The sequence below is a fragment of the Microbulbifer sp. TB1203 genome, from assembly GCF_030997045.1.
In the GTDB taxonomy this organism is placed as follows: domain Bacteria; phylum Pseudomonadota; class Gammaproteobacteria; order Pseudomonadales; family Cellvibrionaceae; genus Microbulbifer.
Window position 1 is genome coordinate 18,237 of sequence record NZ_CP116899.1, and the last position, 14,397, is coordinate 32,633.

Annotated in this window: 10 protein-coding genes; 4 read left to right on the forward strand and 6 right to left on the reverse strand. The window is 60.3% G+C overall.

Annotated elements, in window-relative coordinates; translation table 11 throughout:
- Positions 1-79 precede the first annotated feature (79 nt).
- Complete coding sequence (locus tag PP263_RS00055) at positions 80-3,580, forward strand: NahK/ErcS family hybrid sensor histidine kinase/response regulator (protein ID WP_308366347.1); 3,501 nt, start codon at positions 80-82, stop codon at positions 3,578-3,580.
- A 129-nt stretch (positions 3,581-3,709) separates the two neighbouring features.
- On the opposite strand, the gene PP263_RS00060 is transcribed toward PP263_RS00055, so the two are convergent.
- The 5 genes from PP263_RS00060 to PP263_RS22605 all read right to left on the reverse strand — a co-directional run bounded on the left by PP263_RS00060 (position 3,710) and on the right by PP263_RS22605 (position 10,065).
- Positions 3,710-4,417 carry a response regulator transcription factor gene (locus PP263_RS00060; protein WP_308366348.1) on the reverse strand — a complete coding sequence of 236 codons (708 nt, stop codon included), beginning with the start codon at positions 4,415-4,417 and terminating at the stop codon, positions 3,710-3,712.
- Between the two features lie 320 nt (positions 4,418-4,737).
- Entirely contained in the window at positions 4,738-6,696 is a 1,959-nt protein-coding gene (gene acs, locus PP263_RS00065) for an acetate--CoA ligase (protein ID WP_308366349.1), read from the reverse strand.
- A gap of 309 nt (positions 6,697-7,005) precedes the next feature.
- The gene (locus tag PP263_RS00070) at positions 7,006-7,812 is read right to left on the reverse strand and encodes a hypothetical protein (protein ID WP_308366350.1); all 807 of its coding nucleotides are present in this window, start codon (positions 7,810-7,812) and stop codon (positions 7,006-7,008) included.
- Between the two features lie 406 nt (positions 7,813-8,218).
- Positions 8,219-9,361, reverse strand: coding sequence for an RICIN domain-containing protein (locus tag PP263_RS00075; protein WP_308366351.1), 1,143 nt, complete (start codon positions 9,359-9,361; stop codon positions 8,219-8,221).
- Between the two features lie 440 nt (positions 9,362-9,801).
- Positions 9,802-10,065 carry an acetyl-coenzyme A synthetase N-terminal domain-containing protein gene (locus PP263_RS22605; RefSeq protein ID WP_374693683.1) on the reverse strand — a complete coding sequence of 88 codons (264 nt, stop codon included), beginning with the start codon at positions 10,063-10,065 and terminating at the stop codon, positions 9,802-9,804.
- A gap of 166 nt (positions 10,066-10,231) precedes the next feature.
- On the opposite strand from PP263_RS22605, the gene PP263_RS00080 reads away from it, so the two are divergent.
- The 3 genes from PP263_RS00080 (at position 10,232) to PP263_RS00090 (ending at position 13,690) form a co-directional block, all read left to right on the forward strand.
- Positions 10,232-11,539, forward strand: a complete 1,308-nt coding sequence (locus tag PP263_RS00080; RefSeq protein WP_308366352.1) for a DcaP family trimeric outer membrane transporter — start codon at positions 10,232-10,234, stop codon at positions 11,537-11,539.
- A gap of 117 nt (positions 11,540-11,656) precedes the next feature.
- Positions 11,657-11,974 (forward strand): DUF4212 domain-containing protein, encoded by a 318-nt coding sequence (locus tag PP263_RS00085; protein ID WP_308366353.1) that lies wholly within the window; start codon positions 11,657-11,659, stop codon positions 11,972-11,974.
- A 9-nt stretch (positions 11,975-11,983) separates the two neighbouring features.
- The gene (locus tag PP263_RS00090) at positions 11,984-13,690 is read left to right on the forward strand and encodes a sodium:solute symporter family protein (protein ID WP_308366354.1); all 1,707 of its coding nucleotides are present in this window, start codon (positions 11,984-11,986) and stop codon (positions 13,688-13,690) included.
- Between the two features lie 156 nt (positions 13,691-13,846).
- On the opposite strand, the gene PP263_RS00095 is transcribed toward PP263_RS00090, so the two are convergent.
- Positions 13,847-14,365 (reverse strand): GNAT family N-acetyltransferase, encoded by a 519-nt coding sequence (locus tag PP263_RS00095; protein ID WP_308366355.1) that lies wholly within the window; start codon positions 14,363-14,365, stop codon positions 13,847-13,849.
- Positions 14,366-14,397 lie beyond the last annotated feature (32 nt).

Consider the following 14,397-nt stretch of genomic DNA (forward strand, 5'->3'; position numbering starts at 1 on the left):
ATAGCCTCTCCCACTCCCAATCAGTTATAAAGTGCACAGAAGCGACAAATAGACAAAAAAGGTCGCGCGGAGTGAGCGAATGATCGGCAAACCCTTCCTGTTGGTTTTTGCCCTGCTGTACGTGGCGGTGCTGTTTTGGGTGGCCTGGCGCGCCGAGCGGCGCAAGAGCTGGCTGCTGCGCTACCGCCCCCTGGTCTACGCGCTGACCCTGGCGGTTTACTGCAGTTCCTGGACCTTCTTCGGCGCCGTGGGCCAGGCGGTCAACAGTACCTGGAGCTACCTGCCCATCTACCTGGGCCCCATGCTGCTGTTCCTGTTCGGCGGCGGCTTCCTGCGCAAGCTGATGCTGGTGAGTGAGCGGCAGAAGGTCACGTCCATCGCCGACTTTATCGGTTCCCGCTACGGCAAGAGCCAGGGGCTGTCCGCGCTGGTGACCCTGCTGGCGATCGTCGGCAGCCTGCCCTATATCGCCCTGCAGCTGCGCGCGGTGACCATGGCCTGGGACACGGTCGGCGATGGGCCGGGCTCCGGCAGTTTTATCGATCTCGACACCGCCCTGGCCACCGCGCTGCTGATGGGGCTCTTCGCCATGCTGTTCGGCACCCGCCACCTGGAGGGGCGCGAGCGCAACCGCGGGGTGGTGGCGGCCATCGCCCTGGAGTCGGTGGTGAAGCTGTTCGCTTTTGGCGCGGTGGCCGCGCTGGCCGCCGGGCTGCTGCTCGACGGCGGCGATGTGCTTTCCGCCGGGCAATTGGACCCCCTGGTGCCGGACGCCAATTTCCTAACCCAGACCCTGCTGGCCACGGTGGCGATCGTCTGCCTGCCGCGGCAGTTCCATATGGCGGTGGTAGAGTTTCAGGACCAGCGCGACCTGCGCACCGCGCGCTGGCTGTTGCCCTTGTACCTGGGGCTCTTCTCTCTGCTGATCCTGCCCATCGCCCTGGTCGGGGAGCCGATGCTGGCCCTCGGGCTGCCGGAACCGGACAGCCTGGTACTGACCCTGCCCATGGTCGGCGGCAACAGCGCGCTGACCCTGCTCGCCTACATCGGCGGCTTTTCCGCCGCCACCGGCATGGTGATCGTCGCCGCGGTGACCCTGGCGGTGATGATTTCCAATGAACTGGTGGCGCCACTGTGGCTGTTCCTTAGCCGCTACACCCGCCTGTCCGCCGCGTCCTTAGGCAACCACCTGCGCCTGATCCGCCGGGCCAGCATCCTGTTGCTGCTGCTGATGAGCTGGGGCATGCATAAAGCGATCACCGGGGTGGCGCCGCTGGCGTCTATCGGCCTGCTGTCCTTCGCCGCCGCCGCGCAGCTGGCACCGGCGCTGATCGGCGCCCTCTACTGGCGCCGCGCCCACCGCCTGGGGGTGCTGGCGGGACTGGTGGCCGGCTACGGGCTCTGGTTCTACTGTCTGGTGCTGCCGGCGGTGTATCCGCAGCACCTGCTGCTCTCCCAGGGCCTGTTCGGTCAGCAGTGGCTGAGGCCGGAGCAGCTGTTCGGCCTGTCGGAGCTGGACCCGCTGAGCCACGGCGTCTTCTGGAGCCTGCTGGTCAACCTGCTGTTGTTCGCCGCGGTGTCCCTTGTGTGCCGCCCGCAGGCCCGCGATCGCCGCCAGGCGGACGCCTTCGTGGAACTGACCGAGCTGGACCGCAGCGCCGACCTGGAATTGACCGCCATTCAGGTGGGCCAGCTACGCAGCCTGATGCAGCCCTTCGTGGGGCCGGAGCGCCTCGAGGAGATCTGGAGCGGCTTCGAGCGGCGCAGCCAGCAGCGTCTGCTGGCGGACGATGCGGCGCCGCGTTTTGTAGTGCAGGAGTCGGAGAGCATTCTGGCGGGTATCGTCGGGTCCGCCACCGCACACCAAGTGGTGGACCTGCTGCGCAGCAACCGGCCCTTTGGCCTGGAGGATATCGCGCGGCTGGTGGACGGTACCTCACAGAAGCTGCGTTTCAGCCAGGAGCTGCTGCAAACCACGGTGGAGACCGTCGGCCAGGGCATCAGCGTGGTAGATGCGGAACTGTGCCTGGTGGCCTGGAACCGGCACTATGTGGAGCTGTTCGACTACCCGGAGCGGTTGCTGTATATCGGCTGCCCGGTGGCGAATCTGTACCGCTACAACGCTGAGCGCGGCCTCTATGGCGAAGGTGTGGACATCGAGGCGGAGATTGAGCGGCGCCTGGAACTGCTGCGCCACGGCAGCGCCCATCGCTTCGAGCGCCGACTGTTCAACGGCACCATCGTGGAGGTGCGCGGCACGCCCATGCCCGGCGGCGGCTTCGTGACCACCTTTACCGATATCAGCGACTACCGCGCTGCGGTGGACGCCCTGGAGGAAAACAAGCGCACTCTCGAAGAGCGGGTGCAGCAGCGCACCGCGGAGCTGCTGCGCAGCAACGAGGCGCTGCAGGCGGAGAACCGCCGCCGCGCCGAAGTGGAGGCGAAGATGCGGGAGCTGCACGCGGCCAAGACCCGCTTCCTCGCCCACACCAGCCACGACCTGCTGCAGCCGATCAACGCCGCGCGCCTGTTTATCGCCTCCGCCCAGCAGAAGGCTGAGAGCTGTGCCTGGGAAAAGACCCTGAAGGATATGGCGCATGTGGACAGCGCGCTCAACTCGGCGGAGCAACTGATCAGCGCGCTGCGGGAGATCAGCCGCCTGGACGCCGGCAACCTCACCCCGAGGCGTGAGCACTTTCCGCTGGGGGAACTGCTCGACGCCCTTACCCTGGAGTTCCGGGCCATCGCCGCCAGCCGCGGCCTGCTGTTGCGCTATGCGCCCACTGCCGCCTGGGTGTACACCGACCGCCACCTGTTGCGCCGCATCCTGCAGAATTTCCTCAGCAACGCGCTGCACTACACCACTCGCGGTCGGGTGTTGCTGGGGGTGCGCCGGCGCGGGGAGGAACTGGAAATCCAGGTGTGGGATACCGGTCCGGGCATAGCGCCGGAAGCCCAGGCGCAGATCTTCGAGGAATTTGTACGGTTGTCCTCCGCGGAGAGGCCCGCAGACAAGGGGTTGGGCCTGGGCCTGGCCATCGCCAAACGCAGCGCCGACCTGCTGCAGCACTCCATCGGCGTGCAGTCCGCGCCGGGCCGCGGTTCCCTGTTTGGTATCCGCGTGCCCCTGGGCCGGGCCGAGGTGGCGCCGCGGCCGCGGCCGCAGCCGCTGGCGGCGGGCGGCGACCTGTCGGGAATCCGGGTACTGTGTATCGACAACGAGGAGTCGATCCTGCGGGGCATGCAGAGCCTGCTGGCGGGCTGGGGCTGCCGGGTGGTGGCGGCCCGCTCCCTGGGCGAGGCCCTGGCGGTCTGGCCCGGGGGCGAGCCGCCGCAACTGGTGATCGTGGATTACCACCTGGATCGGGAGGAGACCGGTATCGGCGCCCTGGAGGGGTTGGGCCGGCACTGGCGACAGCCGCTGCCGGGCATACTGATCAGCGCGGACATCTCCGAACAGGTGCGCGAGGCCGCGGTGGAGCGGGGCTGCTACTACCTGTCCAAGCCGGTGAAACCGGCGGCGCTGCGCAACCTGGTGCGACGGCTGGCGAGGCAGCCGGTGGTGATGGAGAGTGGTTAGTATGCGGACGAGCCCTGTAGGAGCGGGCCATGCCCGCGATCAGAAGTGGTTAAACCCACAGGCCGATCGCGGGCATGGCGGATGGCCGCCCCGCCGCTCCTACAGCACGACATTGCGAGTTCCCAACGGTTAGACCAGGGCCGGCGAGGGCTTCGGTGGCGGCGGGGTGAACTGCCCCGGCGGCTCCACATCCAGGCTGCCCAGGGCCAGTACCGCCTGGGTGCGCGAACTGACGCTCAGTTTGCGGAACAGCGCGGTGAGGTGCGCTTTCACCGTGGCCTCGGTGACGTTCATCTCGTAGGCGATCTGCTTGTTGAGCAGCCCCTCCGCGAGCATGGTGGCCACGCGGAACTGCTGGGGAGTCAGCGAGGCCACCACATCGGCCACCGCCAGCTCCGGGGATTCCCGGCCGCAGTGCCCGGCCACCGCCTCCGGCAACCAGATCTCTCCCGCCAGTACCTGCTGCAGCGCCCGGGCGATGGTCTCCGCCGGCGCCGACTTGGGCAGGAAACCACAGGCGCCGTAGTCGATCGCTCGACACATCACTTCCGGCTTCTCGTTGGCGGACACCACCATCACCGGCAGCTCCGGACACTGGCCGCTGAGAAAAATCAGCCCGCTAAAGCCCCGCGCGCCCGGCATGTGCAGGTCCAGTAACAACAGATCGGCATCGCTGTGCCCGGCCACGCAGCGCTGCAGGCTCTGCATATCCTCCGCCTCGTACAGTTCGGCACCGGGAAAAGTCTGGGTGATGGACTGGCGCAGGGCGCTGCGGAACAGTGGGTGGTCGTCAGCGACTATGAACTTAGGTACCGCATCCTCGGCATACAAGTGCATGGCCATCGCTCCCTCATCATCAATAGCCCCTTGGGCAGGGGCAGCGCGCTCGAATTTTATACTTTTTGTAGTGTACGCGGGTGTCTTGAGACTTTGTTATTGTTTATTGCTATTGGAATACGGCTGAGCGGCTTTTCCCTACCGGTACGTTCTCCTTCTCCCTGTAGGAACGGCCCATGGCCGCGATCGGCCTTAGCTACGAAGTGATATCGATCGCGGGCATGGCCCGCTCCTACAGGGGTAGTATTTTCCTGGTCCCGAGTCCCGAGCCTGCGGAGCTGGAGCCTTCAGCGCTCCAAGAATAGCTCCGCGTTCCCGGGTTAGGCCGTCTGCGCCAGCGCGACGCGGCCGTCGATCAGCTGCTGCACCACCGACGGGTCCGCCAGGGTGGAGATATCCCCCAACTGGTCGCACTCGTCCGCGGCGATCTTGCGCAGAATGCGCCGCATGATCTTGCCGGAGCGGGTCTTGGGCAGGCCCGGCGCCCACTGGATCACATCCGGGGTGGCGATGGGACCTATTTCGCTGCGCAGCCAGTTGCGCAGGGCCTGGCGCATCTCCTCGCTGGGTTCTTGGTCGCTGTTCAGGGTCACATAGATGTAAATGCCCTGGCCCTTGATCTCGTGGGGGAAACCCACCACCGCGGCCTCGGCCACCGCCTCGTGGGCCACCAGGGCGCTCTCGAGTTCCGCGGTGCCCATGCGGTGGCCGGACACGTTGAGCACGTCGTCCACGCGTCCGGTGATCCAGTAGTAGCCGTCGGCGTCGCGGCGGGCACCGTCGCCGGTGAAGTACATGCCCTCGAAGGTGCTGAAATAGGTATCCACGAAACGCTGATGGTCGCCGAACACCGTGCGCATTTGTCCGGGCCAGCTGTCCAGCAGCACCAGGTTCCCCTCGGCGGCGCCCTCCAGGATGTTCCCCTCGTTGTCCACCAGCGCCGGCCGCACGCCGAAGAAGGGGCGAGTGGCGGAGCCGGGTTTGAGCGCAGTGGCGCCGGGCAGGGGGGTGAGCATGGCGCCGCCGGTCTCCGTCTGCCACCAGGTGTCCACGATCGGGCAGCGGCCGCGGCCGAAGCTGCGGTGGTACCAGTTCCAGGCCTCGGGGTTGATGGGCTCGCCCACGGTGCCCAGCAGGCGCAGGCTCTCCAGGCTGGCGCCGGCGGTGGGCCTGTCGCCCTCGGCCATCAGCGCGCGGATGGCGGTGGGGGCGATATACAGGATTTCGATCTTGTGCTCGTCGATGATCTGCGCCACCCGGGTCACGTCCGGGTAGTTGGGCACGCCCTCGTACATCACCGTGGTGGCGCCGTTGGCCAGGGGACCGTAGATGATATAGGAGTGGCCGGTGACCCAGCCGATATCCGCGGCGCACCAGTAGCGCTCGCCGCGTCGGTAGTCGAAGACGTATTCGTGAGTGAGGGAGGTGTAGGTGAGGTAGCCGCCGCTGGTGTGCAGTACGCCTTTGGGTTTGCCGGTTGAGCCGGAGGTGTAGAGGATAAACAGCGGGTCCTCTGCGCTCATTTCCTCCGCTGCGCAGTCGTCGCTCTGCTGTGCCACCAGTTCGCGGTAGTCGCAGTCGCGGGCGGGATTCCAGGGGACTTCGTCGTCGGTGTAATTGACCACCACTACTTTGTCCACCGAGGTCTCCCGGCACAGGGCCACGGCACTGTCCACATTCTCCTTCAGTACCACCGATCTGCCACCGCGCTTTCCGGCGTTGGCGGTGATTGCGATGCGCGATTTGCCGTCGTCCATGCGTCCGGCCAGCGCCTCCGGGGAAAAGCCTGCGAAAACCACCGAATGCACGGCGCCGATGCGGGCACAGGCGAGCATGGCCTCCGCCGCCTCGGGAATCATCGGCATGTAGATGGTCACCACATCGCCTTTGCGCACGCCCAGGGATTTGAGGCCGTTGGCGAAGCGGCACACGTCGGCGTGCAGTTCCCGGTAGCTGATCTCGCGGGAGGTCCCGGGCTCGTCGCCCACCCAGAGGATGGCGGTGCTGTCACCGTGTTCGACCAGGTGCCGGTCCAGGCAGTTGGCGGAGACGTTCAGGGTGCCGTCGGCGTACCAGCGGATATGCAGGTCGTCTTTGGCGAAGGACACGTCCTTCACCTGGGTATAGGGCTTGATCCAGTCCAGCCGCCGGCCTTGCTCGCGCCAGAAGCCCTCGCTGTCGTCGATGGAGCGACTATACATCTCGAAATAGTCGGCTTCGTTCAGCAGTGATCGTTCGGCGTAGGCCGCGGGGACTGGGTGGACGGTTTCTCGGGACACAGCGGAGCCTCTTCGGTCTTATAACTTACCGGCATTCTGCATTTCCGCACCCGTAGTGCGTATTAGACATAAGTCGAAATCAGTTCCGCTTCCGCAACTTAGGCATTAGTAAGCGGCCGACATGGCGGGCGGTGGCATGCGCCCCAGTTGGGCGAGCTGGGCTCTGGTGGGGGCCTGCCGAGCCAAACCGCTGGATCAGCGTGACTGCGCCAGGCGGGCTGTTTGGCGCCGCAGCCAAGCTTGCGCGGATCATGTGCCGATTTTTCTTTTAACGTTGACAGACCATCCTCATGATATTGACTTTTTATTTTACGGATTTTCTTCCGGTCCCCCTTTCGGAGGAGTGACCATATCGGTTTCGTGTTCATTGCGTTTAAAAAGCGTTTCGCTGGAAGCGATCCAGCCCGATTCGCCGTGAGCCTGCAACACGTAGTGCCCGTTAGGCGTATCAATACCGGCCAGACTCAAACCTTCTCCCACGGTGATGACTACGCGATGAGATTCATTGTAGTTTTCGAGATGCCCGTGCCAGGTAACGCTGCCGTTTTTATGGGTTTCCGCATAATCAACGCGCATTTCAAAATTCGTTCCCAACTGCCAAACTGGAATTTTCAGTGTGTCTCCCGGCATCAACGTTTCGATACGCAACGGGTTAAAGTGAATAAATTCACGGCCGTCAAATTTTTGTTCAGAAGTCAGCGGCAGATCATCGGGATGCGTTGCGACACGCTCCCAGGCTTCGGTTCGGGCCATTGTCTCCACCACCTTCTCCGGATCAAACGATCTACCCGGCTGGCGCTCTTGCATTGCTTCCAGCCGCGCTTCCAACTGCGGATAATCGGGATTATTTGAAACTTCGGCATACCTCGCTTGCAGGTCTTCAACGCCGTCACCGTTGTCGTCCACTGCGTCTTCATCCTCGGGCATGTTATCGGCCTTTTCGACAACATCGGGCATCGTATTGCCTGTTTTATCGGAGGGAATCGGTTTAAAAGCGGATGAGCGGCTGGAGGCATCCCCGGATAGTGAAGGCGTGAACGTATCCCGAAAAACAAAAAAACCAATCGCCACTATTGTGGTGGCTAGAATCAGTATCCCCGGCGTTTTTTTCCTCATTTTTTCTTCTCTATCAAGCTATTGAGCAGTTTGGCTGGCATCAGTGTGGTGTAAGGTACTAATTGTATATATCAGCGGGCCGCTAAGCGGCCAGATGCAAGGCGCATTTGCGCCGGCATAGTCATCTATGTCAAGCAAGTGCAACGCCGCAGATGGCTGCTTAGCGGCCCGCCCGAAGGGAGCCCCCCCCCTCTTCACCTGGTAGAGAGGGTCCACAGCTGCGTTGCAGCTCTTGAAAATGGAATGACCATTCCCTGCGAGCTGCGCCTAACTGTGAACAATTTGGGGGGCTCTGATATACACAATTAGTACCTTACACCACACTAGGTCGAGCCATACAGAAAATCTGCATTGAGCTATATGCGCAAAAAGGTGAGCACCGGCGGTGCTCACCTGCAAGGCTGACTTACTCGAAGGAAAAATGCTGGCTCCACCAGCTGGTATCACAACTTGCCAGTACAATATTTGCCCCATTAGAGTCTGAGGAGTTCTCTACGCGGAGACATGATCCTGAATCGCGGTTTTTCAGGATGTAATACCCGCCTTCTGCACTTATTCTTTCGAACATCTCAGTCCAGTAATTATCGTTACAATCATACTGGTATACATCGCCATCCGATACCCGGATACATTTTCCACTGTGTTGTGCCACAAGTTGATGATAGCCGTTACCTAGATCCTTCCATTCAAATTGTTGATTATCACCGCCCCAGCAATCCCATTGGACGATATTCGCGTAGTTATCAGTTGATCGGTCAGAAACATCCATACACTTACTGCCAACTCTGCTCAGCAAGGTACTGCTGTTGCCGCCGCTGATGCTGGTGGGTCTAAACTCGGCGATTTCCCCGCGAACATTCTGGATCGCCTTGGCCGCATCGGCTTCATCCGGCTGGCCTTCTTCAACTCCGCAGGGCTCACCGTTGCATGTTATTCGCGGATTGGAGAAATTTGACACGCGCGGCGCGTTGAACAACCAGTAATAAGTCATGATGGAACCGAACGTTTGATCGACACCGTGCCCCAGTCCGTAGCGGTACCGTGCTCCGCTTTCATCGCCCTGACGGCGTGAATGGGCCAGTCCCATGTTGTGTCCCAACTCATGCGCCATGGTCATCGGGCCGCAATCCGGTCCCACTACGCTCCAGGCCCACTCGGAAGCAACGGCGAAATAAGCGATGCCGCAACTGCCCTGCTGGTGTATTTGGGTGACGAAATCAGCGCCCAGTTGGTTTCTCAGGTTGTTGGCTTCCTCGTCGACACGCAAATTTTCCAATACCGCGCCCATGTCCGAGCCGGGTTCTTCGTGTGGCATGACGCCCACCAGACGCAACTGAACGTCAACCTGGCTGTCCTGGTAGGCGTTGTTGATCTGGGTCACCCAGTTCTGCATTGCCGTTTCAGGTTGATTACTGAAGTAATTGGCTGAATAGCCGTCGTACAAAACCAGAAGATCGACGGTGACAGCCTGAACTGCACTACCGGCTGTCATTAGCGATACAGCCAGGCTTGCGCGGATCAGGTTACCGATTTTTCCTTTAATGTTCATGAATCATCCTCATGATGCTGACTTGTTTATTTTACGTATTTTCTTCCATGCCTCCTTTCGGAGGAATGACCATATCGGTTTCGTCTTCATGGCGTTTATTAATAACTCCGAAACTTGAGCTGTTAATTAGTATTGCTGCTGGAAACTGCTCAAGATCCAGTTCGGAAAAATCCAGAAAGCAATTCGTTTTGCGCTGGATCTCTCGCTGATTTCTCATTGAAAGATGACGTTCGAAGGCTTCTACAGGCTGCTTTACTGGATAGGTCAGAACTTTATAGAATTATCCGCCACGGTATTGTGATGGCGGTCGCAAGCATATGCTTAAGTGATGAATAGAGAGCAACTATGTGAACTATTCATTATGGCTATTCAGAATCCACTCCCTAATCCCTACAAAGGATGTAATCCTTACCCGATGTTGTATAAAGGAAGCCCCTACACTAAGGATAGATTGCGCGCAACGGATATGCAGGTCGTCCTTGGCGAAGAATCCGTCTTTCACTTGGGTGGCAGGGTCTGATCCAGTCCAGCCGCCGACCCTGTTCGCGCCAGAATCCCTCGTTGTCATTGATAGAATGACTGTACTGTTCGAAATAGTCAGCTTCGTTCATCAGGGATTGCCCGGCAAGGCCGCGGGGACTGGATGGACCGTTTCTCGGGACACAGGGGGCCTCTTCGGTCATATAATTACCGGCATTCTGCATTTCCGCTCTGACGGTGCGTATTAGACATAAGTCGAAATCAGTTCCGCTTCGCCATTAGACATTAGTCGAAATTACTCCCGATTTAGACCAATGGTTAATAGCCCTGCTCGCGAATAAGGGATTACATCTGCACCCGGAATAAAAACAATTTCGGGAGGATGAAGGAATGTCCAGTAGAGAGAGCAATACCGTGTTCCGCCCGTCCACGGGCGTCCTGGCTTTATCGGCGATGATCCCGCTGGCGGCAGTGGCGCAGGCTACCAACGAGGAACTGCAACTGCGCATCGAGGAACTACAGGCGCAGGTTTCACAGCTGGCCGAAGAGGCAAAGCGCCGGGAGATGGTGGACAACCCGGAGCCGGAGCAGCCGCAAGAGGGCACGCAGATCGAGTTCGGCGGTTTTATCAAGCTCGACAGCCAGTTCAGCGACTACTCCGACGGGAGTTCCGCCACCGCTGGCATCGGCGAGGATTTCCTGGTGCCCTCCACCATTCCGGTGGGCGGCGAGGACGGGGATACCAAGTACCACTCCCACGCCAAGTCTTCGCGGCTGTTTATCAAGAGCCACACGGCCCTGGCCCGCGGCCACGTGAACACCCATCTGGAAGTCGATGCCATGGCCAGCGGCCAGGGCGACGAGCGCATCAGCAACTCTTATTCCCAGCGATTGCGCCACGCCTATGTGGACTGGCATATCGACGAGAACCGAAGTTTGCTTGCGGGTCAGACTTGGTCCACTTTTTTCAATGTGGGCGCGCTGCCGGAGGGCATGGATTTTGTCGGCCCGGCGGGCACCATTTTCGAGCGCCAGCCGCAGCTGCGCTACACCCACAAAATCGGCGGTGGTAGTATCCAGGTTTCCGCGGAGAACCCGGCTACCACCCTGTACAATGGCACGGAGAACCCCTACGACGACAACAGCGTGCCGGATATCGTGTTGCGCTACAACAACAGTCTCGGTAACTTCAGCTACTCGGTGGCCTCCATGAGCCGGGAGCTGGCCTACGAAGAGGATGCCGTGGAGGAATCGGTGCGCGGTTATGCGGTCAGCGTATCCGGCAAATACCAGTTCGGGCGCGACGATATCCGTTTTATGCTCAGCTCCGGCAATGCCCTGGGGCGCTATATGGGCCTGAACGGTTTTCGGTCCGGTATTATTGAAGGGGATGGTGATATTGAATTGATCGACCAGAGTGGCGGCTTCATTGCACTGCGACATTTCTGGAGCGACCAGTTGCGCACTAACCTGGTGCTGTCGGCCTCCACGGCGGACAACCCGGATACCGTGTCCGACACCACCGCCTCAGACTACCGGAGCATGCACCTGAACCTGCTCTATTCGCCGGTTCCCAAAATCACCTTGGGAGGCGAATATATCCTGGCGAACAAGGAGGTGGAGAATGTGAGTGGTATACTGGCGGACGACAAAGGCGAACTGAGGCGCCTGCAGTTTTCCGTCAAGTATGTTTTCTGACATTCGTCATTCCGGCGTATGCCGGAATCCATGCTCCGGAGAGCTGGACCCGGCCTTCGCCGGGTTCACGACCTGAGAAGATTCCGATAAATTGATAATAAGTGCGGAGATAAAAAGATGAGTTTCGAAAGCGAACAACACGCCAAAGACTACTGGAGGGAGAACCTGCGCCTGATGCTCACGCTGCTGTGCATCTGGTTTGCGGTGTCCTTCGGTTTCGGAATATTACTGGTGGATGTGCTCAATGCCATCAAGCTGGGAGGATTCAAGCTGGGCTTCTGGTTCGCCCAGCAGGGCTCCATTTATGTGTTCCTGTTGTTGATCGTGGTCTACGTGGTCAAGATGAATACGCTGGACCGCAAATACAACGTGCATGAAGACCACGAAAACGAAGAAGAATTCGAGGAAGCACTCGAAGAAGAATTCGGTCAATAGGAGCCCATCATGGATATTCAAACCCTTACCTTTTTGATTGTCGGTGCCACCTTTGTAATCTATATCGGTATCGCCATCTGGTCCCGCGCAGGCTCTACCCACGATTTCTACGTGGCTGGCGGCGGTGTACACCCAGTGGCCAATGGCATGGCCACCGCAGCCGACTGGATGTCCGCGGCCTCGTTTATCTCCATGGCCGGACTGATCTCCTTTATGGGCTACGACGGTGCCGTCTACCTGATGGGCTGGACCGGCGGCTATGTGCTATTGGCACTGTGCTTGGCGCCCTACCTGCGCAAATTCGGCAAGTTCACCGTGCCCGCGTTTATCGGCGACCGCTACTATTCGAATACAGCGCGTACCGTGGCGGTAATCTGCGCGGTATTTGTCTGCTTCACCTATGTGGCGGGACAGATGCGCGGTGTGGGGGTGGTCTTCTCCCGCTTCCTGGAGGTGGATATCACCACCGGGGTGATCATCGGCATGGGGGTGGTATTCTTCTACGCGGTGCTCGGCGGCATGAAGGGCATCACCTATACCCAGGTGGCTCAGTACTGCGTGCTGATTTGCGCCTACCTGGTGCCGGCGATTTTCATCTCCATCATGATGACCGGCCACGTGATTCCGCAGATCGGCTTCGGCTCTGAACTGGCCGATGGCTCAGGCACTTACCTGCTGGACAAGCTCGACGGCCTGTCGACGGAACTGGGTTTTACCGAGTACACCTCGGGCACCAAGAGCACCATCGACGTCTTCTTTATCACTGCCGCGCTGATGGTGGGTACCGCCGGTCTGCCCCATGTGATCGTGCGTTTCTTTACCGTGCCCAAGGTGCGCGACGCGCGCAAATCCGCCGGCTGGGCACTGCTGTTTATCGCCCTGCTGTACACCACTGCGCCGGCCATCGCCACCTTTGCGCGAGTGAATATGATCGACACCATCAACGGGCCGGAAGGCGAGGGCACACCCCACGCCGAGGCACCCGGCTGGATCGACAACTGGGAGCGCACCGGCCTGATCAGTTGGGAAGACAAGAACGAAGACGGCCGCATGTTCTACGCCGGTGACGAACGCAACGAAATGACCATCGACCGCGACATTATGGTGCTGGCCAACCCGGAAATCGCCAACCTGCCGGCCTGGGTGATCGCGCTGGTGGCCGCCGGTGGTATCGCCGCGGCGCTGTCCACTTCCGCGGGCCTGCTATTGGTAATCTCCACGTCGATTTCCCACGATCTGTTGAAACGGAATTTGATGCCGAATATTACCGACAAGCAGGAGCTGGGCTACGCGCGCATCGCCGCGGCGGTGGCCATCTGTGTGGCGGGATACCTGGGAATCAATCCACCGGGCTTTGTGGCGCAGGTGGTCGCCTTCGCCTTTGGTCTCGCGGCGTCGTCCTTCTTCCCGGCGATTATCATGGGCATCTTCTACAAGCGCATGAACAAGGAGGGGGCGATCGCGGGTATGCTCTCCGGCATTCTCTTTACCGCGGCCTATATCATTTACTTCAAGTTTATCAACCCGGCGGCCAACAGCCCGGAAAACTGGTGGTTCGGTATTTCCCCTGAGGGAATTGGCACCCTGGGCATGATGCTCAACTTCGTGGTGGCGATTGCGGTTGCCAGGGTTACCAGCGAAGCGCCGGCGCATGTGCAGGAAATGGTGGAGAGCATCCGCTTCCCGAAAGGAGCGGGAGAGGCCAGTGCGCACTGATCCCTGACTGAAAACACCTTACGGTCCTTGGCGAGACACTTGGGTTCCCTCAAAAGTGTCTCGCCTTTTTTGCTCTTTATGGGCTTGGGATCTCATTGTAGACCTCATGGCTTGCGGCCTATTTCATAAGCAGTGCAATCCATGAGGTCTACGAGATTACATCGAATTGCCGGCCTCCCAGGCCATCAACAACAGCTCTTCGTCGTCCCCCGGCAATGTGACTTTCCCCTCGACACGCAGGCCGATTTTTTCCAGCAGGCGTACAGAGGGCGCGTTATCCGGTAGGACAATGGCTACTATGCGCTTCAAGGCCAACGCCTCGCGGCCATACCGCATCACCGCCCGCGCGGCCTCCCGGGCGTAGCCGCGACCGCGGAAGCGGGGGAGAAAGGCGAAGCCGATATCCACGTCGTCCAGTCCATCGCGCTTGATCAGGCCGCAGGTACCGACGGGCGTGCCGTCCGCAAGTTCCACCAGATAGAGGCCGAAACCGTGCTCGTGGTACATGGCCTGGGGGCCGTCGGCGATATAGCGGCGGGCCTCTTCATTGTTATGTACACCGCGGTCGCCCACGTTGCGCAGGAAGTCGGGATCGGTCAGTACCGCCAGTATCAGCGGCGCGTCGTCTTCGGTAAGGCGGCGCAGTCGCAGGCGCTCGGTTTTTATCGGGGTCATAAGGCTGTCAGATTGCAAAAATGCAATCTTAC

What these genes read in the sequence shown, in the direction of transcription:
- PP263_RS00055 (WP_308366347.1), top strand. Translation starts at nt 80, where the DNA reads ATGATCGGCAAACCCTTCCTGTTGGTTTTTGCCCTGCTGTACGTGGCG.
- PP263_RS00060 (WP_308366348.1), bottom strand. Translation starts at nt 4,417, where the DNA reads ATGCACTTGTATGCCGAGGATGCGGTACCTAAGTTCATAGTCGCTGAC.
- PP263_RS00070 (WP_308366350.1), bottom strand. Translation starts at nt 7,812, where the DNA reads ATGAGGAAAAAAACGCCGGGGATACTGATTCTAGCCACCACAATAGTG.
- PP263_RS00075 (WP_308366351.1), bottom strand. Translation starts at nt 9,361, where the DNA reads ATGAACATTAAAGGAAAAATCGGTAACCTGATCCGCGCAAGCCTGGCT.
- PP263_RS22605 (WP_374693683.1), bottom strand. Translation starts at nt 10,065, where the DNA reads ATGCAGAATGCCGGTAATTATATGACCGAAGAGGCCCCCTGTGTCCCG.
- PP263_RS00080 (WP_308366352.1), top strand. Translation starts at nt 10,232, where the DNA reads ATGTCCAGTAGAGAGAGCAATACCGTGTTCCGCCCGTCCACGGGCGTC.
- PP263_RS00085 (WP_308366353.1), top strand. Translation starts at nt 11,657, where the DNA reads ATGAGTTTCGAAAGCGAACAACACGCCAAAGACTACTGGAGGGAGAAC.
- PP263_RS00090 (WP_308366354.1), top strand. Translation starts at nt 11,984, where the DNA reads ATGGATATTCAAACCCTTACCTTTTTGATTGTCGGTGCCACCTTTGTA.
- PP263_RS00095 (WP_308366355.1), bottom strand. Translation starts at nt 14,365, where the DNA reads ATGACCCCGATAAAAACCGAGCGCCTGCGACTGCGCCGCCTTACCGAA.